22 protein-coding genes are annotated in these 23789 nt (G+C 39.1%); 1 reads left to right on the top strand and 21 read right to left on the bottom strand.

From position 1 onward, the window contains the following. The first annotated feature begins 6 nt into the window (after positions 1-6). Positions 7-1215 (top strand): KamA family radical SAM protein, encoded by a 1209-nt coding sequence (locus PLZ15_12650; protein HOI30598.1) that lies wholly within the window; start codon positions 7-9, stop codon positions 1213-1215. 49 nt (positions 1216-1264) lie between these two features. Here PLZ15_12650 and PLZ15_12645 read toward each other — a convergent pair whose 3' ends face one another. The 21 genes from PLZ15_12645 to uppP all read right to left on the bottom strand — a co-directional run bounded on the left by PLZ15_12645 (position 1265) and on the right by uppP (position 23783). After that, the gene (locus PLZ15_12645) at positions 1265-1768 is read right to left on the bottom strand and encodes a thioredoxin family protein (protein ID HOI30597.1); all 504 of its coding nucleotides are present in this window, start codon (positions 1766-1768) and stop codon (positions 1265-1267) included. Positions 1769-1776: 8 nt separating this feature from the next. Beyond that, positions 1777-2664, bottom strand: a complete 888-nt coding sequence (locus PLZ15_12640) for an NAD(+)/NADH kinase (GenBank protein ID HOI30596.1) — start codon at positions 2662-2664, stop codon at positions 1777-1779. Then, positions 2661-3422 carry a glycosyltransferase family 2 protein gene (locus PLZ15_12635; GenBank protein ID HOI30595.1) on the bottom strand — a complete coding sequence of 254 codons (762 nt, stop codon included), beginning with the start codon at positions 3420-3422 and terminating at the stop codon, positions 2661-2663. Before PLZ15_12635 ends, PLZ15_12640 begins: the two co-directional genes overlap by 4 nt. Before the next feature lie 5 nt (positions 3423-3427). After that, positions 3428-5500: an O-antigen ligase family protein gene (locus PLZ15_12630; protein ID HOI30594.1), complete on the bottom strand. Its 2073-nt coding sequence runs from the start codon at positions 5498-5500 to the stop codon at positions 3428-3430. A 2-nt stretch (positions 5501-5502) separates the two neighbouring features. Then, positions 5503-7356, bottom strand: coding sequence for an ABC transporter transmembrane domain-containing protein (locus tag PLZ15_12625; GenBank protein HOI30593.1), 1854 nt, complete (start codon positions 7354-7356; stop codon positions 5503-5505). 10 nt (positions 7357-7366) lie between these two features. Then, positions 7367-8587 carry a hypothetical protein gene (locus PLZ15_12620; GenBank protein ID HOI30592.1) on the bottom strand — a complete coding sequence of 407 codons (1221 nt, stop codon included), beginning with the start codon at positions 8585-8587 and terminating at the stop codon, positions 7367-7369. Positions 8588-8591: 4 nt separating this feature from the next. Next, positions 8592-9482, bottom strand: a complete 891-nt coding sequence (xerD, locus tag PLZ15_12615) for a site-specific tyrosine recombinase XerD (GenBank protein ID HOI30591.1) — start codon at positions 9480-9482, stop codon at positions 8592-8594. A gap of 5 nt (positions 9483-9487) precedes the next feature. After that, positions 9488-11659 (bottom strand): HDIG domain-containing protein, encoded by a 2172-nt coding sequence (locus tag PLZ15_12610; GenBank protein HOI30590.1) that lies wholly within the window; start codon positions 11657-11659, stop codon positions 9488-9490. A gap of 29 nt (positions 11660-11688) precedes the next feature. Then, the gene (locus PLZ15_12605; GenBank protein HOI30589.1) at positions 11689-12534 is read right to left on the bottom strand and encodes an HAD-IIB family hydrolase; all 846 of its coding nucleotides are present in this window, start codon (positions 12532-12534) and stop codon (positions 11689-11691) included. Positions 12535-12671: 137 nt separating this feature from the next. After that, entirely contained in the window at positions 12672-13031 is a 360-nt protein-coding gene (locus PLZ15_12600) for an STAS domain-containing protein (protein ID HOI30588.1), read from the bottom strand. Between the two features lie 69 nt (positions 13032-13100). Continuing rightward, positions 13101-13631, bottom strand: a complete 531-nt coding sequence (locus PLZ15_12595; protein HOI30587.1) for a hypothetical protein — start codon at positions 13629-13631, stop codon at positions 13101-13103. A gap of 4 nt (positions 13632-13635) precedes the next feature. Continuing rightward, complete coding sequence (gene ligA / locus PLZ15_12590) at positions 13636-15645, bottom strand: NAD-dependent DNA ligase LigA (GenBank protein ID HOI30586.1); 2010 nt, start codon at positions 15643-15645, stop codon at positions 13636-13638. After that, positions 15623-16531 (bottom strand): DUF4115 domain-containing protein, encoded by a 909-nt coding sequence (locus tag PLZ15_12585; protein HOI30585.1) that lies wholly within the window; start codon positions 16529-16531, stop codon positions 15623-15625. The genes ligA and PLZ15_12585 overlap by 23 nt, the downstream gene beginning before the upstream one ends. Before the next feature lie 15 nt (positions 16532-16546). Next, the gene (gene rsmB, locus PLZ15_12580; GenBank protein HOI30584.1) at positions 16547-17920 is read right to left on the bottom strand and encodes a 16S rRNA (cytosine(967)-C(5))-methyltransferase RsmB; all 1374 of its coding nucleotides are present in this window, start codon (positions 17918-17920) and stop codon (positions 16547-16549) included. Positions 17921-18024: 104 nt separating this feature from the next. Next, entirely contained in the window at positions 18025-18231 is a 207-nt protein-coding gene (rpmE, locus tag PLZ15_12575; protein ID HOI30583.1) for a 50S ribosomal protein L31, read from the bottom strand. Positions 18232-18315: 84 nt separating this feature from the next. After that, a complete protein-coding gene (locus tag PLZ15_12570; protein ID HOI30582.1) occupies positions 18316-19011 on the bottom strand; it encodes a hypothetical protein in 696 nt (231 codons plus the stop codon). 4 nt (positions 19012-19015) lie between these two features. Then, positions 19016-19606, bottom strand: coding sequence for a sigma-70 family RNA polymerase sigma factor (locus PLZ15_12565; protein ID HOI30581.1), 591 nt, complete (start codon positions 19604-19606; stop codon positions 19016-19018). Positions 19607-19693: 87 nt separating this feature from the next. Beyond that, on the bottom strand, positions 19694-20707 hold the full coding sequence (gene holA / locus PLZ15_12560; protein ID HOI30580.1) for a DNA polymerase III subunit delta: 1014 nt from the start codon (positions 20705-20707) through the stop codon (positions 19694-19696). A 115-nt stretch (positions 20708-20822) separates the two neighbouring features. Continuing rightward, complete coding sequence (locus PLZ15_12555; GenBank protein HOI30579.1) at positions 20823-22292, bottom strand: sodium-dependent transporter; 1470 nt, start codon at positions 22290-22292, stop codon at positions 20823-20825. A 3-nt stretch (positions 22293-22295) separates the two neighbouring features. Further along, positions 22296-22808 carry a peptidylprolyl isomerase gene (locus tag PLZ15_12550; GenBank protein HOI30578.1) on the bottom strand — a complete coding sequence of 171 codons (513 nt, stop codon included), beginning with the start codon at positions 22806-22808 and terminating at the stop codon, positions 22296-22298. Between the two features lie 126 nt (positions 22809-22934). Beyond that, positions 22935-23783 carry an undecaprenyl-diphosphatase UppP gene (gene uppP / locus PLZ15_12545; GenBank protein ID HOI30577.1) on the bottom strand — a complete coding sequence of 283 codons (849 nt, stop codon included), beginning with the start codon at positions 23781-23783 and terminating at the stop codon, positions 22935-22937. Positions 23784-23789 lie beyond the last annotated feature (6 nt).

Raw genomic sequence — 23789 nt, 5'->3', positions numbered from 1 at the left:
CATGTCATGGAACTCTGGCAGCAAATGGTTAGAGACAGCATTCATACGGTTGATCAACTTGTAGAGAAGTTCAACATAGACCGGAAGGTCGCAGAAGGGCTCGACGAATTTTTCCAGGCGAGAATAAATCCTTACTACCTGAGTCTGATCCGTTATCCGGGAGATCCGATCTGGCTTCAGTGCGTTCCGGATGTTCAGGAACTCGAGGACCTCGACGGTTACGAAGATCCTCTTCAGGAGGATGCCATGAGTCCTGTTCCGAATATTACCCACAGATATCCGGATCGTGCGCTCTTTCTTACTACCAGCCAGTGCGGTATGTATTGCAGATTCTGCACACGCAAAAGGAAAGTAGGCAACTCAGATAAAATCTCTATGCGGCAGCTGGAATCCGCATTTAAATACCTCGAAGAACATAAAGAGATCAGGGACGTAATTATGTCCGGCGGAGATCCGCTAATGTTAACTGATACAATGCTCGAGAAGATACTCCAGCGGTTGCGTTCAATCCCTCACATAGAGATTATAAGGCTCGGGACAAAGATGCCCTGCGTACTTCCCCACAGGATAACACCAAAGCTGTGCGAGATGCTTAAGAAATATCACCCGATCTATATAAACACACATTTCAACCATCCCTGGGAGATTACTCCGGAAAGCACTAAAGCGTGCGAAATGCTGGCTAATGCAGGGTGCCCGGTTCAAAATCAGTCGGTTCTGATGAAAGGGGTTAACGACGATGCTGAAGTAATGAGAGAACTCTTTACGAAGCTTCTTAAAATCAGAGTGAAACCTTATTATCTTTATATGGCCGACGAAACCAGAGGGGCAAATCATTTCCGTACATCAATTGATAAAGGTCTGGAGATCATGTTTGCTCTGCGCGGTAACATAAGCGGGCTTGCAATTCCACACTTTGTAATCGATGCTCCCGGCGGTGGGGGTAAGATACCGATATTACCTCAATACGTTCTCCATAAGGACGAAAACAGTATTGTGCTTAGAAATTTTAAGAACCAGATCTATGCTTATCATGAATCTAAGAACAGTAACGGGAATGGCAATGGGAACGGAAACGGTAACGGGAAGAAAAATGATGCGGAAAAAATTGAGGTGGAAATTGCTGCTAAGAAAAACGGATCTTCCAGGAAACCGAAAAACTACAAGGATGTTTCTGAGGTTAAAGTGACAACAATGGAACCAAGCAAAAACTGATTTATAAAATGATGTGAAAAAAAAATACCGGATCTGATCCGGTATTTTTTTATCTATAAACAATTTCTTTAAGATCCCTTTCCAGACTAATTTTTGGTGTTTCAATTATTCTACCAATCTCAGTACCACCCCGGTTAAAAATAAATGTGGGAACAAATTTGATATCCATCGACTGAACATTTCCTTCGGGGCTCTCTTTTTTTCTGTCGACGCAGATCATTTTGAGATTATCTGTATCGTAATTCAATTCATCCAGTATTCTGAAGAACCGCGGGACTTCCCTGCGGCTGTCGCTGCACCAGGTTGCCATAACAATTGTGATAGAGAGATTATCTAATTTACTATTAATAGAATCGACAACTCCTTTATCTATTTCATAATTCTGGTATTCTGAATCGTACCACCATGCAAAGTTTGTATCTGCGAAAGCCTTTCTGTCGCAGAATCCAATCAGAATCGTTTTACCTGAACGTTGATCGCTAATTAATTTATTCTTTTCCTGTGCTGTGATAACCATACCGAAAAGAATCAGAAAGAGAAATGTTTTTTTCATCCTATCACCTATCCGGAATTATTGGTTTTTCTTACGTCGAGTCCCCAGTAAAGTTTATTGCGAAGTATCTCGAAATAATTTGTTTTACTGGAGTGGACCAGTTTAAAAGGTTTGTCGCTTTTAAAGATATGAATTGCTGAAGGAGAATTATATGAATGAACCCTCTGACCGTCGCAGCTAACCTGTATTTTCTGATGCAGTGATTTAACAAGTATGGTAACCTTCTGATCGCTTGATATCACCAGCGGGCGCATAGTAAGTGTATGTGGAGCAATTGGACAAAGCGTTATCACATCCGCGCGGGGATTAACTACCGGGCCTCCCGTTGAAAGTGAATATCCGGTTGAGCCTGTCGGCGTTGCTATTATTACTCCGTCGGCCGAGAATGTAGAGACATAATCATCGTCTACTTTTACGGTAAGCTCTATCATTTTCTGCCAGGGACCTTTATCAATTACGATATCGTTAATTGCATATAATTCAATAGACGAAGATTCTTCAATAGTTCCAACAAGTGCCATTCGGTCTTCAATAACATAATTCTTATCCCTTATTTCCGGTATGAACTCAGAAAAACTATTTACATCGAACTCGGCCAAAAATCCTAGCTTACCGATATTTACGCCAAGTATCGGAGTTGAATTGTTCCTGACAGTAAAAGCAGTAGTGAGCATAGTTCCGTCCCCGCCTATGGAGATCACTATATGTGATGATCTAATTAGATCTTCAATTGGGACGTATCTGGATTCTTTAAGGATTGAATTAAAACTGCTTCCGAATTGGAGGATAGAACTGCTTATAACATAATCAAGATTATTTTTATGAAGGTCCTCAACAATCCGCGTAAGCGTACCTACTATATCAGGTTTATCGATATTCGGGATTATTCCAATCATTTTATTTTTCTATTTAGTTCCCAAAGTTTTGCATACTTGGTAAAAACATATGCCGACGAGAAAAGAGCCAGGATTAATCCGTGTATCCCGTCTAAAAATCCTAGTCGTAAGATATACATTTTGAAAAAAAGAAAAACCGGTCTTATCAAAAAATCACCGACAGAGACTTTCCTCTTCTTTTCATAAAGGTCTTTTGCCGCAAGTGATGTATAGGAATTGAATTTGCAGAAATAATGTTCAATTGAAGGATCCGTAAAATGATTCAGATCGTTCTTAAGAATACCGGTCCCGCCTTTGACCTCAAGACCTTCATGAACCGACTTACTATTAAAACGGGCAAAATTCTTATTAAAGAGCCTCACAACCCTCGAAGGGTACCAGCCACTATGTTTTATCCACCTGCCAAGGAAAAATGCCCTGCGAGCTACCGAATATGCGCTGTATACGGGATTGGACTGCTTAAATTCATCCAGCTCCGATCGTAGTTCTTCTGTAATTTCTTCATCTGCATCTATCCAGAAAATCCAATCGTTACGTGCAAGTCCGAGCGCGTAATTTTTTGTTTCGGCATACCCTTTCCATTCAACAACTTCACAATGGATGCCGGGATAAGCCGAAGCGATTTTGAATGTATTATCTGAAGTGCTTGAATCAATAATAAGAACGATATCATCAATAACACCGATCTGACTATCGAGACATCGCTTTATATTCAATTCCTCGTTCTTGGCAATTATTATGGAGGATATTTTTAACAATAAGCTCACTCCCGATTTCTATTAATGCCGTCTCTAATATACGTTTTATAGAAAGCAATATTAAGTCCAAGTGTAAACCAGACCATGGTAATAATTTCCTGGTCGCCGAAATTCCATTCTGCGAGGCCCGAGACTAAAAATCCTGTAAACGCACCAAGAGTCCCGAGAGAATATGAAGATGAGAATGGAATGTCTTTCAAATGTTTATAGATTTTGAGATTTAGAGCAAAAATTGAATAGAGGAGATAAACAACTATAATAAAACCGGCAATACCCAGAATTACAAGGAAGTGGATATAATTATTATGAAGATGACCGTAATTCTCTTTAACGTATTCCGGCTTGTATTCCGAATAGATTTGGCCGAGGTCGATATCTCCAACTCCAAAGAGAGGATAATCGGCAAGAATTTTAAATCCTGTTCTCCAGAGATGCAGACGTTCAATATTTGTTTCGTGGTAAGGATCGATAATGGAGGCCAGGCGGTTTAATTTGAGAGTACTGTAAATCAGCCGGTTGCCATCTGAGGCAAAGTCGGTTATATTTTTCCCGACATCCAGGATCAGATCAAATTTAATTTCTTCATTATTCAATCCGATATTATAAAATCTGCCTCCTACAGTAGCACCGAACATGCTACTATCACTTTTATCAATTCTGAATATTCCCTGAATATCATATTCATCAATTTTTGTTAAACTATCTTCCTGTAATTGAAAATGAAGAAGATTCTTATCGGTCTGGAATAATAATGTCTGACCAAATTTCCACACATAGTACGTGGGCGTTTTAACCGTAACCGTATCGATAAGTTTGAGCGACTCGTCATTGTCATATTCGTACACCGAAAGGAGACTTCTTTTAATATCATAGGTTGCAATTCCGGAAGAGTCGGCGCTCACCCTGGCAATTCCTTCCAGATGCGGGTAACGGATTCTATCGCTCAAATCGAGTGGATTATTGTAAACTGTCAGTCCGCTGTCGAAATCGGCAGTATAGAAGGAGGAATTGTTGAATTCCAGATCCCGGGTTAATCCGGGTGTCTGCGAGGCGGCAGTCAGTTTAATTTCCCCTTCCCCAAATAATTCGCCGATATGAAAACGGGAATCGATTAGGTAGATAAGTACAAATCCAGGTTTCCAAAGTTCTATTCTGGTTGCCGGCGCTTCAGTCGGATTTGAATGAAGCAGATTACCCGACATATTATAAACTGATACACCCTTCTCATAATCAGCAACATATATAAATGAGCCGGACTTATAAAAGCTAACCGCTCTTCCCTCAGTATTAAATGAGATCTGTTCTTTTTCAATACTATCCGGGTTAATTGACCAGATTTTACTCTCTTTCTCCGAGACAAAAAGGAGCAATATAAAGGCTCCTGCTAGAAGAGTTAGAAGCTTCCAGTATTTTTTGATCAAGAGGATGAAAAGTATTCCGGCAAATGCACCGAGCCAGGCCGCTCTGGTATAGCTCGAAATAAGTGCTGCTGAAGAGATCAGAAATGAGATCATGATAAGCACTCTGTACTTCAATTCTGTTTTTTCATTAACCAGAAACGCAAAAAGTATTATTACAATAAAACTCATTAATCCGCCTGCGGTCATAACATATTGAAAAACCGAAGGACCTTTCGATTCAAGACGGTAGAGTTGTAATATATAATGGCGGTATGCAATCCCGAGATAGACAACTACGGTTAATAGAGCAGCAACAACAAAGACCTTAAAATAGAGTTTCGCCTTCTCGTCGCTGTCGGCCGAAGCAGCTATCATGTAAACTACGGGAATAAGAACCAATCGTTTGAAAAATATTGTAAACGCCTGAGATTGATTTATAGAAAATAGAGCCGACACCAGCTCTGCAGTTAAAAATAGGATGAAAGGAATTTCCAGACCTGTACGGAAAAATTTATTTTCACGAGTTTTATACCATCGGGCAAGTATCAGAAACAGTGCGCCGAAATATCCGATCTGATTGAGAAAGATGGAATTGGTCATACTTGCCAGAAAAATGAGTATGAACGCAAACAGCACTCGATCGAACTTATTTATAACCGGACTAATTGTTTGTGTCAAATTCAATCTCTGAACTGAAGTTCATATAATTTCCGATAGATCCCTTTCTCGTCGGCCAGCAGGGCTTCGTGTTTGCCGTCCTGGACAATTCTGCCCCTATCGAGCACAATAATCCTGTCGGAATTCCTGATTGTGCTAAGTCTATGAGCGATTACAAATGTTGTACGGTCGAACATCAGCCGTTCGATTGCCTCCTGAACAAGAACTTCCGATTCGTTATCGAGAGAGGAAGTTGCCTCATCAAGTATCATTATCGGTGGATTTTTAAGGAGAGCCCGCGCAATAGAAATACGCTGTCTCTGCCCGCCGGAGAGTTTTGTACCTTTCTCGCCGATAACCGTATCGTATCCTTTCGGGAGTTCCATAATAAAATTATGCGCGTTGGCGGCTTTTGCCGCCTCAATCAATTTCTCTTCTGGATAATCATCAAGACCGTATGCAATGTTGCTCCTGACCGATTCGTTGAAAAGAACTGTTTCCTGAGTAACAATTCCCATCAGCCTTCTTAGATCTTCAAGCCGGATCTGTTTTATATCAATATCATCCAGAAGGATCCTTCCGGAAGTAGGGTCGTAGAACCGCGGTAATAGATCTACCATAGTAGTTTTACCGGCCCCGCTGCTTCCAACAATTGCAAGAACCGAACCTCTTTTAACTTCCAGACTTATCCGGTCGAGTACGGCCTCACCTGAATCTTCATAAAGGAAGGAGACATTTTCAAATACAATTCTGTCTTTAAATGAAGAGATTTTAACCGGTTTCTCAGCATTCTTAATTCCCGGTTCCGTATCGAGAATCTCAAAGATTCTGTCGGCCGCCGCGCTCGATTCCTGGATTCTGTTGTTAACGCTGCTTAATTCTTTTACAGGTGGCATCAGTTGAAAGATAGCAAAGAGGAATGTAATAAACTCACTCGGCTTAATTGTTTTATCAACCAGTACAAGCTGAGCACCGAAATAAATAATAACTACACCTACAATAACACTTAAAAATTCGGTAACCGGGCTAGATATGTTTCGAATTCGAGTTATCTTAAGAACAAGTCTGAAGAATTTATTTGTCTCCCCGAAAAACTTTTTATTCTCATAATCCTCCATTCCGAATGCTTTAACAATTTTAACACCGGTTATGGTTTCGTGAAGATTTGTAGTAATATCAGCCATTTTCTGCTGAAGCAATCCGCTCTGCTTCCGCAGGATCAATCCGATGTAACTTATAATGATAAGAGAAAACGGAAGGACGATAAAAGAAAAGAGAGTGAGCTGCCAGCTGATAGAGACTGCAATTGCAATGAACACGATTATAGTTAACGGTTCGCGTATCATATTCAGGAAAACCGCCGAGACGCTTGTATTAACCATATTAACATCGTTTGTTATCCGGGAGATAAGGTTTCCCGTCTTTTCGTTCTTAAAATAGCTCATTGGAAGTTTATGAAGATGACGGTAGGATTCATTCCTTAGATCACGTATCATCCCCTGCTCTACAAACGCAAGGTAATACGATTGAAGGTACCCGAAAAGATTTTTACCGAGGAATGCGATAACAATGAGGATGCAGATTTTAAGAAGTATTTCTGAAGTTGTTCCGCTGAATATTAAACTTTTAAAATAATTAATAACGTCATTTATAATACTACTAAGCCAGCCGCTTGCTTTTTGCCCTAAATCCTGCTGAACATTTTGTGAACCGACGGCAGCAACTCCCGCCTGCTGAAACAATGTATCGAGGAGGGGAATGGCAAGGTAGATCGATGCTCCGTTAAGTAATGCCTGAAAAATGGAGAATAAAACTGATGCCGAAAGGTGCTTCCAGTAAGGTTTTACGTAGCTGAGAATTCTTAAATATGTTTTCATTATATCTGCATTAAAGGTTGTTTATTCCGCATCCGCCGGGTAATCTGATTTCGTCGAAAACATCATCATTCTGATAATCGTATATCGTAATGAATGAATCTGTGCCCGATCGGCTGTCAAAAAATAAGAAGTTTCCGTGAACTAATAAATTCTGATAATAATTTGAGTGAAAGGTCCTGACCAGCTTCTTAAGAGCCGTATCGATAATCATCAAATCATGCTGTTCTTCAGTTTTTCCTCTCTTAACTATTCTATTTCTGACAATAAGAAAAAGATGATTATCATCCACAGACCACTTTGCATCAAACAATTCTCCGGAAAAGCTACCGATTAAAACTTCAGATCCTTCTTTCAAGTCGCGCAGATAAATATAAGACAGGTTTTCATGCCGGGTAAGCCGAATTGATTTTGCCATAGAACCGGAGAGAAGCCGTGGTTGAATTGAAGGTGGTTTCGGAAAACCCTCACGCGTCAAACTGAAAGTACGTTTTTTGTGATCAATGACTTTTCCATCATACAGATATGATGAAATTTCCTGAATCAGAATGTCTGAGTTAATCGAGTCGGGTTTTGTAAAATTAACTTTAAAAGTATCCTTTGCGTCCCAATAGGTATAAATCTGCAGTCCGGTGCCTAATTCCGTTAATTCATCCACCTCCTCCGCAGAACTTTTAAAACGGTAAGCACGTGCATCACGCACATAAGAAAAACTTCCCTGTTTGCCGTAGCCTAATGCTGTAACAAAAAAGAGATAGCTCCGGTCCGCTGAGTGGTTTAACGATATAACCTTTCTTCCCCAGCGGCTCCAGAATAATCTGGATTGCCGTGTCATCATGTTATAAGAATAAACCGAAGGTCTTCCCTGAAATCTGGCGACAAACATTACGTTTGTGAAATCATCATAAACGAATTTTCCCTTTTCATAAATTTTATAATTAGTAATAAGTCCTTTACGGAACAAATCAAGCGCTTCATTACCCGCATCAAAGGAGGAATCGAAATTTCCGATAAGCAGCAGATGACGCTCCTCTTCCGACTTGATTGAAGTTCTGCTCCACAATTGAATATCAAGTTTCGACTTAAACAACTCGGCCTGGTCGAAGTGCGGAAATTCACCGAGACAGATTGAAAAACCTTCAATTTCGCTGTCAGTTTCAACCGGTTTGCAGCTAATTAGAATAAACAGGAAAAGAAAAAGGAAAGAATATTTCAGAATATTTGATCCGCTCACCTGCTCAACCTCTGGGATGATGATCTTTGTGAACCTGTTTTACATATTCACGGTCTATATGCGTATAAATCTGAGTGGTTGATATATCGGCATGACCGAGCATTTCCTGAACGGCTCTGAGATCTGCTCCTCCTTCCAGAAGGTGGGTTGCAAATGAATGTCTGAATGTATGCGGGTGAATTTCCTTGGTAATACCTGCATCTTTCGCGCACCGGTCGATTATTTTCCAGATCCACATTCTTGAAAGTCTTGTACCCCTTTTATTAAGGAACAGAAAATTCTGACTTACCGATTTTTTTTCGAGATACGGGCGGGACCTTTTAAGATACTCTGTAATCCAGTTGATAGCGCTGCTTCCAACAGGAACTATTCTTTCCTTGGATCCTTTGCCCAACACCCTTATTACTTCATCATTAAAAAAAAGGTCGTTGATTTTAATATTGATAAGTTCCGATACCCGCAAGCCTGACGAGTAGAATAATTCCAGAAGTGCTTTATCTCTCAAGCCAGTAATTTCAGAAGTATCGGGGATGTTCAAAATTTTCTCTACTTCATCGAAAGAGAGAACAGTTGGCAGCTTCCGTGATTTTTTAACGGACATCAGTTTTTCAGTCGGATTCAATTCAATATATCCGTTATCAATAAGATAGCTGAAGAATCCCTTTATTGATGACATATACCTTGCTGAGGTGGAACTGTCTTTCCCTATCCGACGCTGCTGCTCAAAAAATCGAGTCAGATCATTTGCAGTAAGATTATTAAGATCGGTTACATTACTGTTAAAACAATAATCCAGAAAACTTTTTATATCGTTTTCATACGATTTGATAGTATTATCGGCAAGATTTTTCTCAAAGCGTAAAATGGTAAGATATTCTTTCAGGAATTCTTCCATGGTATTTAATCGTCATCCTTATCAGATTCAAGTTCTTCCTGTTTTGGATACCGGATTCGTTTATGATGCTGACCGATAAGAATTTTGTGAAACGATTCCCGGATTTTGCTTAAATCCTTGAAAGTCAGAGGGGCGTCGTCGAGCTGCCCGTCATCCACCCGGGCATTAATAAGATTATTAATAATGTTTCCGACTTTCTGCGGGTCACTTTCCGAAACGGATCGAACAGTCGATTCGCAGGCATCGGCAAGCATAACCAGTGCTGTCTCTTTTGTATTCGGCTTAGGTCCGGGGTAGCGGAAATTATCGACTTCAACATTTTCCTCGCCGTAAAGCTCTTTAGCTTTTTCGTAGAAATAAGAAATAATCATTGTACCGTGATGCATTGGGATAAAATCAATTATCTCCTGGGGTAAATCACTTTTCTGAGCCAGAGTTATTCCCTTTTCAACATGATTCCGGATCAGTTCAACACTTCTTTCCGGTGTGAGTTTCTCGTGAATATTTTCCGAATTGATCTGATTCTCAACAAAACTTGCCGGGTCCAGTGATTTCCCGATGTCGTGATAATAAGCTCCGACACGTGCAAGGATTGGATTAGCACCTGTTGCTTCTGCGGTTGTCTCTACAAGAGTTCCTATCACCATTGAATGATTGAATGTACCGGGCGCGTTATGCGCCAGATCTTTTAGCAGCGGATGGTTGAAATCGGTTAGCTCAAGCAGTGTTAGATCGGTGGTTATTTTGAAAATCCGCTCAATGAAAATAATGAGTCCGTATGTAAACACCGGACTGATAAGAGCATTGGATGCAGCGAAAGCAAAGCTGACCAGCATCTGATCGAATGACGCGAATCTTTCCAGACTGAATGCAATTATACTTAACACATATCCAACAAGAATATAAAAGAATGACCGGAAGATTTGGGTTCTGTTTTTAATATCTCTAACCGTATAGGCCGATAGTCCGCCGGCCACAATATTCATTATTGCGAAGACATAATCGTTACCTCTTAATCCGCCGACAATCAAAGAGATAACTATTGTACCATAAAAACCGACTCTGGAATCAAAAATGATAGTTAGAAGCATCGAGGCAACCGGAACAATTACAAGAAATTCTACCGGCGCGGATACATTCAGGTTATATATCAGGTAGGTAATAAAACTGATGAAGAGAATAATTATTGAAATAAGAAGAATCTTAAGATTATCGTTATAAATTCTCTTTCTGAATAAATAGACATAGATTATGAGAAGAATCAGAATTACGAAAATGTGAGTGAATTTACCGATATTCTGGGCTAGCCGGGACCAGAAACCGATCTCCTCCCCTTTAGCAATTCTATAAGAATCGATCTTCAGTTTAACTTCGGGTGTAATTCGGTCGTGCTTTGCAACAATTCTTTCATTTTCATTGACGATACCGACGTTGCGCGGAACTTTATCCTTTGCATTTTGAATCGCCGTGTTGGTCAGCTCGTAACTGTAAATAAGATTCGGTTTAAGGAAATAGGAGACGTATTCAGTAACAGCTTCATTTAAATCGTTATTTGTCCCGATGTTCAGTGTAATAAAACCGCGTATGTATTCATTTGCTACTTCACGGTCGAGATAGAGCGTTTTCGGGAACACGTGTTCGAATTTTCCGTCTCTAACCGAAATGCTGTCCCGGTTAATCTCTTTGTAAGATAGATTAAGCAGTCCCCTCTGATATACTCTTTCGAGAAGATCCCTCGATAGACGAAGCACCTCTGTTAGCGAATATGTCCTAACGCCGTTAAACGAGGCGGCTCTTCTCTTGAAACGTGAAAAAACATCAAACGAATTATTGCTAAGGAAAGCTGTATTCGGAGATTCTCCTTCAATTTTTCTTGAGTCGATAAGGTTTGGTATAATACGGTTATATTTACGTACAGAGTCGATTGTAAGCGAGGAAATGCTGTTATCCCTTAGAAAAATCGGCTGAACTCTTGAGGCAGCCTGTATTTTTTCTTTTTCAAAAATATCGCTGCTTTTAAGAACTTCAAAGGTAGTGGAGGCAATTAGATCGTCTTTTATCCAGACAGAACCAACAGTCACATCCGACTCAATCGATTCTCCCCGGGGAAACATCATAACAATCAGAATGATTGTAACGATGATTATCAGAATTTTGAGTCGAAGACTCTGTCTCATTACCTTTTCTTTATTCCTGTTCATTTTACTTATGATTTAGCTTTTAGCAATAATTTTAAAAATTCGTTTACCCCTCCCTCATTATTTGTTCTCTTTGTCACCATATCGGAAAGCCTTTTTATTTCAGGAACGGCATTTGCAACAGCGATTTTCAAAGAATCGTTTTCAAATAATGATTTATCGTTATACCAGTCGCCAATAACGGCGGTATTTTTAATTTTAATTCCGAGATGCCTGCAGAGTTTTATCAGTCCCTCACCTTTACTAGACCCCATTTTTCTAATTTCAAGATAATAGATTCCGCCGTGACTTTGTGATTTATAAAAGGAATTTCTTACGCCGAATGTATACGGGAACGAAAGTTTATTGGAAGCCTGGCGGACGAGGTCGCTATAGTCTCCTGTCATTACTATTTCGAGTGTATCTCTTGTGTACCCGTCATAAGAATTGATAAATACATACCTGGCGCCGAATTTTTCCAATAGATTTTGAATAACGGAATTCTCCTCAGTATAATAGATTGCGTCGCCATGGCATAATGCTATTTTCAGGAAATACCGTTCGGCAAGAGCCAATGCTTTGACCACGATTTTCTCGGGCAAAGTTGATTGATGGATAACTTCACCGGAGACGGGATTTTTTATTAATGTGCCATCCAGAGTTATCAGAGGAAGTTCGAGAGTAAGTGTATCGACAAAATCGAGAACAGCGCTGTGTAGTCTTCCTGTAGCGATGGAAAATTGAACGCCCGTATTCTTCAATTTATTAACAAGCACAACAGTATCGCCGTCCAGATTACCATTGTCATCCAGGATTGTACCATCCAGGTCGAAAACTACAAGTTTTATTCTACTCAATACATCTTTAGAAATCATAAAAACTCAGCAGATACAGATTATAATCAGAACTTACAATCAAAAATAAAATTAATTATATAATGTTTGAAGGCAAATTTGGGAATTGAATTTTATTTCCTTTGAAAGCACTCTAATTAAAAGAGATTTAATTACAGCTATATACTTTCCAAGTCTTTTACTGCTTCGTTAACAGTATTACAGATTGTTAAAACTCTGTCCAACTGGGAAATTTCGATCAATGTTTTTACATTCTTAGTAGGAGATGCCAATCTAATATGGCCTTCGTTCGACTGTAATATTCGGAAAGCAAGAAGGATGGCGCTTAAACCTGAACTGTCGCAATATTCGACTTCAGAGAGATCTATCACGAGTTTTTTTACTTCTTCGGTGTGCATAAGGATAGTAAACTCGCCTTTTACAAAACCAGCAATCGATGCATCGAACCGTTTTTCATTTAATTTAAAAACGGTAATATCCCCCGACCGCCTAAGTTCAAAATTGATATTTTCGCTCATTTATTCGCCAAAATTGATTAATTACGTCCCTAATCTACAAATTCATTTCATTATTCAAAAGTTCGATTTCTAAAACATCCTTAAAAAATTCACAAAATTCCTGTAAATAAGCTCCGGATCACCCGCTGAATTGACAATCTGAAGGTTATAATAGTTTTCCGATCTTTCCTTATTAAACCCGATTCTAAACCTTGAAGAAACGATATTGGTTATGGAACTGAAATATACGTCCTCATTCCGGTTAAGATCTACAACTACTTCATACTCTTTCGATTTTAGCCGCTGTACCAGGTTTTTGGCCGGCAGATTTAATCTGGATTTTTGATCCTCATGGTAACTGATATAGCGGAATTTTTCCTTTTCCGGGATCAGGTTATATTTATGCTCAGGCAGAAACAATGTAACATTTTTGTTATTTATTCGAAGGTATTTAATCAGTTCGAGTCCGTGATAAAAATCCTTATCATCATTAGGCATCAAAACAAAAAAATCCTTGCTTTTCGAGATAATATTATTATATGAGAAGGATTCCCCAACAGGTTTAAGATATTTTTTCCGGATATAATAATGGGCCATTTTCAATTTTAATTTTTCGAACATTTTTTCACCTTATCATTTCCAGAAACTGATCCTCTGTAAGAATTTTTATACCCAGCGAAACCGCTTTATCGAGTTTTGAGCCCGCATTTTCGCCGGCGAGGACAAAATTAGTTTTTTTACTAACGGAAGAGACAACTACTCCGCCGTTCTTTTCAATCAATTCTTTGGCTTCCTCCCTTGAGTAGTTCGGTAAAGTACCGGTTAAAACAAATGAAGCCCCATTGAGCTTTAGTGATTTTTCCGATTTTGCATGCGTCGAGAAACTTAAACCGATATCTCTTAGTCTTTCAATTTCTTTAATATTATTCCGATCGGAAAAGAATCTTTTAATGCTCATGCTAATACTCGGCCCGATTTCCGGAACATTTTCAATCTCTTCTTGCCGGGCTTCAATAAGTTTATCGATCGATAAGAAGTACTGCACGAGTTTTTTAGCTGCGCCGGCTCCAACATAGCGTATACCCAAAGCAAACAGGACTTTATCAAATGGTCTTTTCCTACTTTCACTAATGGCATTAAGAAGATTATCGATGCTCTTTTCTCCAAGACGATCTATTCCGATTAATTCGTCCCTTCGATTGGCAAGATAATAGATATCGGAATAGCTGCTTAAAAACCCTGAATCGACAAATAAGTTTATCAATGATTCTCCGAGCCCTGAGATATCCATTGCACCCCTGGATGCAAAATGAAGAAGTCTTCCCTTAACCTGCGCAGGGCATGAATTATTCTCGCAATAAATCGCCACTTCATCCACGGGCCTGAATAGAGAGGAATTACAGACCGGACATTTATCCGGAGGAACAACAATCTTTAAATCTTTGGGACGATTATCGAGAACAACAGAGACTACTTTGGGAATTACATCCCCGCCTTTTTCAATTATAACAGCATCGCCCTCCCGGATATCTTTTCTCCTTATCTCGTCGATATTATGGAGAGTAGCGCGGCTAATGGTTGAACCGGCTAAAAAGACCGGATCAAGTTCAGCTACAGGAGTAAGAGTTCCGGTTCTTCCAACCTGCCAGGTTATTCTGTTCAACTTAGTTTTTGCCTGACGGGCTTTAAACTTAAATGCGATTGCCCATCTGGGCGATTTTGCAATACTACCTAATATTTTCTGAAGATTTAGCGAATTAACTTTTATAACCACTCCGTCAATTTCATATGGAAGTGTTTCTCTTTTTTCCTCCCAGAACCGGCAGAAAGAAAAAACCTCGTCTAAGGATGTGCACAGTTTGTAATTCTTATTTACCCTGAAGCCGAGTTTTTGAAGAAGCTCCAGATTTTCAGAATGAGTAACAAGCTGATCAGATTCGGAAAAAAGATAATAGACAAAGATCTGAAGAGGCCGCCGGGCAACAATTCTGGGATCTAATAATTTTATTGTACCTGCGGTTGAATTACGCGGATTTGCGAAAGTCTTTTCACCGTTTAGCTCGCGTTCTTCGTTCAGCCTGTTAAACTGTTCAACTTCCATGTATATTTCACCGCGTACTTCTACAAGGTTTAAATCCTTTCCGGGTACTTTTTCAATTGTAAGTGGTACGGATCTAATTGTCCTGATATTGTTTGTTATTTCCTCACCTGTAGTTCCGTCGCCCCGCGTAGCTGCGGTTATAAGTCTTCCATTTCTATATTTCAGACTGACTGAAACACCGTCAATTTTAAGTTCGCATACGTATTCAATTTTCTCATGCGCCGGGAGGCCTTCCCTTACTCTCCTGTCGAAATCTAGAATTTCATCTTCGCTGTAGGAATTGGATAAACTGAGCATCGGAATTGAATGTGTGACAGTTCTGAATTCGTTAGATATATCCGACCCTACTCTCTGAGTCGGTGAATCAGGTGTAACTAAATGTGGATTCTCTTTCTCGATTTGAATCAGTTCATTGAGGAGCCGGTCGTATTCATAATCGCTGATTGTTGGTCTGGCAAGAACAAAATAGTTATAATCGTGTTCTTTAATCAGCTTTCGGAGTTGATCAATTCTAGTTTGGGGATCCGGTTTCATTCTTTGACGGTACTGATAATATATATGATTTCACTGTATCTGAATTAATTATGTAGTTTCTTATTTCCCCCCTGGCTCCCGGTATCTGCAATTGTTTGCCATTTAGATCCATTGAAATTAATCCGGCATTACCAACTGAAACTCTAAATTCATTCAGCGCCTTGAAAGAAGAGTTCTGTTTTTCCAAAAGGAAACCCTGAAAAATAATTCTACTATCGGATTGGACTTTTACCCAAACACGGCCCAAGCCTGTTAAATCCAGCTTAAGGCTATCGTCTTCAGGCATATATTCGTTGGCCTGAGGCGTTGCTTCCAGTTCAAAACGTTCGCCGGATTGTTCAATCCTGTCCTGGTCGGGTATATCAGCAATAATTTCTTTGGACGGACCATTGAAAAAAATGAAATAGGCAATTAATAACATTATAACAAGCACGGAAAATGAAAGGACATATAAATTTTTTATTTCAATTTTTTTGGGAGGAATCTCTGCGGTTACTTGATGATCTGCCGGTTCTTTAGAATCCGGTTCGGTTTCCTCCATGATTTTTTGAGCAGGTTTTGTTTCAACCTTTTCACTCATTGTCTGTTCCGCGGCTGAGGATTCATCCGGTTCTTTTTCCTGTGAGGAATTTTCTTCAAGCAGGCCGCGTTTAGCAAGATCGAATTTTTTTAAGACTTCTTTAACATCAATTTCGGAGAATTGAGCATATTCCCTTATAAACGCACGCATGTAAATTTCAGGTAAGAGATCAAAATTGCCTTCTTCAATTGCCTGAAGAAATCTGATATCGATTTTTGTCCGGCTGGCAATATAGTTGAGTGATATTTCTTTAGCTTCTCGGGAAGTTTTTAATTCTGTCGCAAATTTTTTTAAAGCTTCATTCATAATCTATAGAGTTAGTTAATGTTCCCTAACCAGTTTTACGGCAAAAGAGCCGTCAAAATCATGAATATGAGGAAATGTTTGAACAAATCCTTCCGGACTCACAAATTCTCCGGGAATAATAGAGGATGCATCAACGAGTTTAAAATCCTGATTTTCATTTAAGAATTTCTTAACATTTTCGAAATTCTCTTCCGGCTCAATAGTACATGTACTGTAGACGAGGTAGCCGCCGGGCTTCAGGAGTGATGCTCCCTTTCTAATTAAATCCTGCTGAATATTAACAATTTTTCTGATATCACCCAAGTCTTTCTTCCATTTAAGATCAGGTTTTTTTGTTAGAGTCCCGAGTCCCGAACATGGCGCGTCAATTAGGACACGGTCGAATCCCTTCTCGTCAGAGAACTCATTAGCATCAATTGCAATTGTATTTACGATAGAGACTTTAAGACGGTCAAGATTTTTATTGAGAATCTTTAAACGGCTTTCGAAACGGTCCAAAGCAACTATTTCACCATTGTTCTCCATCAGTTCAGCAATAAAGGCGGTTTTACCGCCGGGTGCTGCACAAAGGTCAAGAACCCGCATACCGGGTTTAACATCAAGCAATAGAACAGGGAATCCGGTACTTTCATCCTGAACAGAAAAAAATCCTTTTGCAAAGTATTCCCAATCGGTAATGTTGGAAAGGGAGCTTAAACGAATAAACTGTTCAACTGCTTTACTATCAGAATATTTCAGCTGCACTGAATCAAGAAGCTTTTTAAAGTCGCTTTTAGTTGTTACAAGATTGTTGACACGAAGTGTAAGAACGGGTTTGTTGTTGTTGGCTATAAGTAATCGTTCTGTTTCCTCTTTACCGAAACGTGCAGTCCACCTTTTTACAATCCAGGAGGGATGAGAGTAGTAAGCGCTGAGGTATGCAACAGGATCTTCATCAGGATTGGGATATCTAATTCCCTCCTTGTTGCGTATTATATTTCTCAAAACACCATTGGCTACATCAGCATATTTCTGTCCCTGAAGCTTTTTTACGAACTCAACAGCTTCATTCACCGCCGCGTAGTCGGGTACTTTATCAAGAAAAAGGATCTGGTAAAGAGCTACTCTCAAAGCATTTTTAATATTCGGTACAACTTTAGAGAATTGCCCTTTATAAAATCCATTCAGAATCCAGTCGATTCTGCCCATCCATCTCATAACGCCATGGACAATTTCAAACAAAAGAGCTTTATCCGGGCCGGAGAGGTTCGAGTTTTTTAATTCAATTTCAAGGAGTTTATCGAGATAGGCATCGGTTCTGTCAATTCGATTCAATATTTTTACTGCAAAGCCCCTAACACCCTGATAAAGATTCAAACTACCTGAAACGGTTTTCTGTTCATCGCTCATGATAAAAATCCATTATAAAAAGAAAAGCTAATAATTGCAGGACCATTTAAAACACGAAAGGGCTGTAAAACCGAACAGCCCTTGTGCAATAATAAAGTAATTGTTTAAGCTTGTTTAAAACCATATTTCTTTTTGAATCTTTCAACACGACCGGTAGAATCGACAATTTTCTGTTTTCCGGTAAAGAATGGATGGCATTCGGAACAAATTTCGAGCTTAATACTGCTTACTGTTGAGCGTGTTACGAATGTATTTCCGCAAACACATGAAACTTCACATTTTCTGTAGGTTGGATGAATACCTGTTTTCATTTATAACTACTTCCTTGCTGATTTTTGAGGTCGAAATTTACGGATGATGTCTCAAAAAAACAAATATTTAGTCGTTTTTTGGGATTATTCTGTTTTTTTAGCTCTTTTTAATGAATCTGTACGCGCCTCAGCTTTTTTAATAGAGTCCAACGTAGTCCGGTATTTCTGTAGTGTTTTGGGATCCAACTCCTCCCTGATGAAAAAGCCATCGAATTCGGATGCCGATTCCCCACCCCTAACAACATTTCCCTGCTGAAGACTGCTCTTCTTCTGCTTATTTCCAGAGATAAAATCATCAAGCGCTACCGACCTGCTACGTGAAATCGGGTATTTGGGATTGTTCGATAATACTGCATCGTTTGGATTAATAGCTAATTCACCCGAACCGGATTGAAGAGACCTGTTCTCAGCAGGCGGATAGTTCTTTTGAGACGATGAAGTAGCGGTGTTTTCTAAATCTCCATTGGAAGCAGATTGATCCGTTTGAGAAATGATTTGAGGAGGATCGCTCATAAGCAGATTTTCATTCTGTTGATCATTAGCAGGCAGAAAAATAAAAAAGAGGATAATTACAGTTACAACAACAGCAGACGGAGCAAAAAATTTAATTACGTTGAACTTCTCTCTCGGTTCTTTATCTACCCCGAAATTTTTATTCTGAATTTTAGTCATCAGCTGAAATTCAAAATTATCCGGTGCATTGATCTTCGGCAGATCTTTTAAATCTTCAATTAATTTTTCAAATTTATTGTCCTGATCATTGTAGATGTTTATTCCCATAGATTTACTCTTTATAAATATTTTTCAATAGTTTTTGCAATTGAGTTCTCCCCCGGTTGATTCTGGATTTTACGGTACCAATAGACAATTTTGTAATTTCAGCGATTTCCTCGTAAGATAGACCCTGAATGTCACGAAGAACTACAACTTCCCGATAGACCGGTTTTACCCTTAGCAGAGCATTCTGAATAATTTGGTTTTTAATCTCACTATCAGCGGACCGATCGGGAGCTAAAAAGGATTTATCCTCAATCTGTATAGAACGTTCGTCATCGGAGTTATCAATTGAGAAGAGACTTCTTCTTTTTCTTCTTTTCAATTCATTTTTAGCCAGGTTACCCGCAATAGTATAAATCCAGGTGGAGAATTTTGCGAATTCGCGGTATGAGTCCTTATTGAGATAAAATTTTATCATTGTGTCCTGAACTATATCCGAACATGCATCCCGGTCCCCCACAAACCTGAAAACAAAATTCATTAGCGGATCTTTATAACGCCGAACCAGAATTTCATAAGCGTCCATTGTATTGGAAACCTGAAATTCCTTTATTAATTCCTCGTCTGTTAACTCTATTAGATTCCGATTAAGTGTCAATTATACCCAGTCAAATTTGAGATTGTTTCAAAATTTTTGAATTAATTTTAGTCATAAAGTTGCTTTTTTTCAAGATTTTCCAAGTTTTTAATTTTCCATCATTTCAGAAAGCATCATTATCAGAATTGTTTTAAACTCAGTATTACTGGATTTTACAGCCATATCGGCATTAAATAATGCCCGGGAGGCTTTAAGTAGCCTTTCATCCGGTAGAAGGAACCGGGCCTTTTTGCAATTGACATAGTAATACCAGCTAACACCGATCTTTCTTGCGGCTTCGTTGTCGTTTACATTTGAACGGGTTAATTCCGAAACCTGAGATACTGCACTAATATATTTCGCAAGCATGCTAATAATCATAACTATGGAAATTCCTGCATCAATTAGGTTGAATGCAATTTCGAGAGCTTTCGATTTATTACCTGCACCAATTGCATCCTGAAGTTCGAAAATTGAATATTGCTTAGTAGGTGAAACCAGTTTTTTAATTTCATCGAAACTGAGTTTCGGTTTACCGATTGAATAATCCGAAATCTTCCGGACCTGCATTTCGAGCAGACCTTTATCGTTTCCGACAATTTCGATTAATCCCTGCGCCGTATCATAATCGATTGGGGAATTGAGTTGTTCCGAAATCCTGATAAGCCACTCAATCAGGTCATTACCGCCTTCAGTTTTAGCTTCAAATAAAAATTTTTTATCAATCAGGAGTGCATAAGGCTCTTTCGACAAATCCGAGGGTTTTGATATCTGAGTTATTATCATCACAGTAAATTCGGCGGGGGAATTAATATAATTGTTCAGCTCCTTCTTGTTTGCAATACTTTCGAAATTTTTAATTACTATTAATTTTTTACCTCCTCCGAAAGGGAATGAATACGCAGCATCAAGAATCTGATTAAGGTTTACATTTCTTTCAGCATTAATAAATTCCTTATCAAATTCAGACGAAATAAGGGGTTCAACAAATTTCCTTATTTCTTCAACTGTTTTTTCGATTGTATAATCATCTTCACCAACAAGAAAGAAAACAGGAAGAAGTTTTTCCTTATGAAGAAATTTCGGGATCTCATTAACGGATGGAATTGATTTCTTAGCCATTTAATCAGTTTCTTTTGTTTTATTTTTTTCGAACCGAATTGCCTTAACCAGAAAAAAGGCTACACCGCCCCAGACAATTCCCACAACAAAAAAAGCAGTTATCCAAGTTTCCATATTACCTTTCCGACTCAAGAATATATTTAACAAAAAATTTATTAAGCAGAACAAAAACAGAAATAGCTAAGAACCATTGGGCAAGACAAGTACCAAGATTTTCCACATGAAACGGATTCCACCATTCAGGGTCCCACGTAGTCGATGATATAAGCCACCAGGAGAGTAAAATAACAACCTGAACAGGAACCAGATATTTTATAATATAATTGTACCATTTACCTATAAAAATATCGCTTCCTTCACCATTAATAAAATCGATACGGAATTTATCGACGCCGTATTTAATCAATGAAAATGCGATGAAAGCCCCGCTCAGTATTAAACCTACTCCCCACACCCAATCCTGATTAATAAAAAAGTCCATACTTAACGCTGAAGGTATTCCAAAAGTAAATCCTGCAACACCAACAATTACTATCGCGATTTTCCGAGACAAGCCGAAATCAATTATTGTGCTGGTTGCCAATTCCATCATCGAAAAAAGCGATGTTAACGCAGCAAAAGACAATGCCAGGAAGAAAAGAGAAGCAAAAATTGTATTGAGTAGAATGCTGCCGGACATTTTTGTGAACAGCAGAGGGAGATATATGAAAGTTAACCCGGTATTGGCCGGACCTGATTGTGAAATCTGAACCATCGCATCGGTCGAACTAAGTGCGAATACAGTTGAAAAGATTGTTATTCCGGCTATCAGGGAGACTGAATTATTACCGAAACCGATTAATGCAGCATTAAGTGCTACATCCTCTTTCTTTTTCATATAGACAGCATAAGTCATAATAAGTCCCCAGCCCGCACCTGTATCCCACGCGTTTTGTGTAAGTGCATTAAGCCACACTTTATAATCGAGCAAAAATTCCAAACGGGGAGTAAAGAGATACTTAATTCCCTCGAATGCATTGGGCAGTGTAACAGCACGAATAAGCAGAATTATTAGAATAATCAATAATGAAGAGACAAGAATTCTATTAACCTTTTCTATACCTTTAACGATACCCCTGTAAATAACAATTCCGCCAATCAAAATTGCAATCAGGTGATAAAGAAGCGGCATACCGCCCGTGGAAAAATTATTCCAGTATTCCAGATGATTCGACGTATTAAAAAGATCACCGGAGAAGGCGGATATAAAATAACGGATACACCAGCCTGCTACCACTGAATAATAGAACATAATAGCGGTGGAAACAAAAGCAATAAACGCTCCCATCCAGGCATACTTTTTACCCGCGGTTTTTCCAATTGCACCGATTGGTGAAAGTCGGGTCGATTTGCCAAGAGCAAATTCGGCAATTATAAGGGGCACAGACCAGATTAGAAGAAATACAACCCAGGGAATTAAAAACGATCCACCGCCATTCTGAGCAACGACACGTGAGAATCGCCAGATATTGCCCGTTCCAACTGCAATACCGAGCGTTGCAAGAATTAATCCCCATCTGGAGGTAAAAAATTCTTTGGGCTGCATTAATTAATACGCTCTTTTCTCAACAGTTACTTTTTGCATTACAACATTTTCCAGAGGCCTGTCCATATTATTTGTAGGCACCTGACTTATTGCATTTACGAGATCCATATTTTTAATCACTTTACCAAAAACGGAGTGACGGGCATTCAGCCACGGTGTAGGTACCACTGTTATGAAAAACTGGCTGCCGTTCGTATTAGGACCGGCATTGGCCATCGATAGAATGCCCGGTGAATCATGCATTAACGAAGGTACAAATTCATCTTCGAACTTAGGGCCGTAAATACTTTCTCCGCCCATTCCAGTACCGGTAGGATCGCCGCCCTGAATCATGAAGTCTTTTATTACACGATGAAATATGACCCCGTTGTAGTATCCTTTAGAAGCCAGGCCGACAAAGTTTTTAACAGTTTTAGGCACTTCTCTCGCATAAAGTTCTACTTCGAATGTGCCCATATTAGTTTCAATGGCTGCAATCAATTTTTCGCTATTCTTCAAATCCATTAACTGATCCAATTGATCTCCTTTCTCTATTGTTTGTTTGTTTTCTTCTGATTTTAAATTTTCATTTTTATTTGAACAGGCTGATATAAAAAGTGAAATCATAATTAGAACAAATATTTTTTTAATCATAATTACTCCTTATGGTTGAATAATTCCCGAGTAAATTAAAACCAGTATTACCAGACCTGCAAGAATCCGGTATACTATAAAAACAAATGTTGATTTTCTTCTTAAATATCTCAACAAAAATTCGATCGAAAGATATCCGAAAACTGCCGATACAAACGTTGCAATGATCAGGTTAATCAGTCCCGAAGAATCTATATACTCCAAAGCCTGATAGAGCTGAAGTAATCCGCTTGCCGCAACAGCCGGAATACTCATCAGAAACGAGAAGCGGGCTGCTGTCTCCCGGTTGAATCCAAGGAATATTGCCGCTGTAATTGTTGTACCTGATCTGGAAGAACCGGGAATAAGCGCAACCGATTGAGCAATTCCGATCAGGAGCGCATCGTACCACTTGAAATCCGAAGCATGACGGTCGAACTTACCGTATTTCTCAGCTGCTGCAAGAATTAGAGCAAGTGTAATAAGACTTCCGGCTATCACGAATAAGTTTTTTGTCAGCACCCCTTCAATTATGTCTTTAAAGCCTAACCCGATAATTACAACCGGTATTGTGGCGAGAACTAAAAACCAGCCCATTATAGAGTTCTGATTCTGATCACGGATTTTTTTTCTTTTAATGAAATTATCCAGAAGGAAGTCTTTTAAAATATTTACAAGATCTTTCCAGAAATAGATTAGTACAGCGGCAAGAGTTCCGATTTGAATAACAGCAATGAAAGCGGTCCATCTTTCGGGTTTAGATTCCGAAATAAGTCCCATCAGTTTACCGGTTACAGTAAGGTGACCAGTACTGCTAACCGGGATAAACTCTGTTAAGCCCTGAATAATTCCGAGTATTATTGCTTCAAGTATTGACATAGAATT

The sequence above is a fragment of the Melioribacteraceae bacterium genome, assembly GCA_035362835.1.
GTDB lineage: Bacteria > Bacteroidota > Ignavibacteria > Ignavibacteriales > Melioribacteraceae > DSXH01.
This window is presented reverse-complemented; position numbering and strand designations above follow the sequence as displayed.

Excerpts from the sequence above, each read along its gene's own strand:
- PLZ15_12650 (HOI30598.1), top strand. The coding sequence starts at position 7 with ATGGAACTCTGGCAGCAAATGGTTAGAGACAGCATTCATACGGTTGAT.
- PLZ15_12645 (HOI30597.1), bottom strand. The coding sequence starts at position 1,768 with ATGAAAAAAACATTTCTCTTTCTGATTCTTTTCGGTATGGTTATCACA.
- PLZ15_12640 (HOI30596.1), bottom strand. The coding sequence starts at position 2,664 with ATGATTGGAATAATCCCGAATATCGATAAACCTGATATAGTAGGTACG.
- PLZ15_12625 (HOI30593.1), bottom strand. The coding sequence starts at position 7,356 with ATGAAAACATATTTAAGAATTCTCAGCTACGTAAAACCTTACTGGAAG.
- xerD (HOI30591.1), bottom strand. The coding sequence starts at position 9,482 with ATGGAAGAATTCCTGAAAGAATATCTTACCATTTTACGCTTTGAGAAA.
- PLZ15_12610 (HOI30590.1), bottom strand. The coding sequence starts at position 11,659 with ATGAGACAGAGTCTTCGACTCAAAATTCTGATAATCATCGTTACAATC.
- PLZ15_12605 (HOI30589.1), bottom strand. The coding sequence starts at position 12,534 with ATGATTTCTAAAGATGTATTGAGTAGAATAAAACTTGTAGTTTTCGAC.
- PLZ15_12600 (HOI30588.1), bottom strand. The coding sequence starts at position 13,031 with ATGAGCGAAAATATCAATTTTGAACTTAGGCGGTCGGGGGATATTACC.
- PLZ15_12595 (HOI30587.1), bottom strand. The coding sequence starts at position 13,631 with ATGTTCGAAAAATTAAAATTGAAAATGGCCCATTATTATATCCGGAAA.
- ligA (HOI30586.1), bottom strand. The coding sequence starts at position 15,645 with ATGAAACCGGATCCCCAAACTAGAATTGATCAACTCCGAAAGCTGATT.
- PLZ15_12585 (HOI30585.1), bottom strand. The coding sequence starts at position 16,531 with ATGAATGAAGCTTTAAAAAAATTTGCGACAGAATTAAAAACTTCCCGA.
- rsmB (HOI30584.1), bottom strand. The coding sequence starts at position 17,920 with ATGAGCGATGAACAGAAAACCGTTTCAGGTAGTTTGAATCTTTATCAG.
- rpmE (HOI30583.1), bottom strand. The coding sequence starts at position 18,231 with ATGAAAACAGGTATTCATCCAACCTACAGAAAATGTGAAGTTTCATGT.
- PLZ15_12570 (HOI30582.1), bottom strand. The coding sequence starts at position 19,011 with ATGGGAATAAACATCTACAATGATCAGGACAATAAATTTGAAAAATTA.
- holA (HOI30580.1), bottom strand. The coding sequence starts at position 20,707 with ATGGCTAAGAAATCAATTCCATCCGTTAATGAGATCCCGAAATTTCTT.
- PLZ15_12555 (HOI30579.1), bottom strand. The coding sequence starts at position 22,292 with ATGCAGCCCAAAGAATTTTTTACCTCCAGATGGGGATTAATTCTTGCA.
- uppP (HOI30577.1), bottom strand. The coding sequence starts at position 23,783 with ATGTCAATACTTGAAGCAATAATACTCGGAATTATTCAGGGCTTAACA.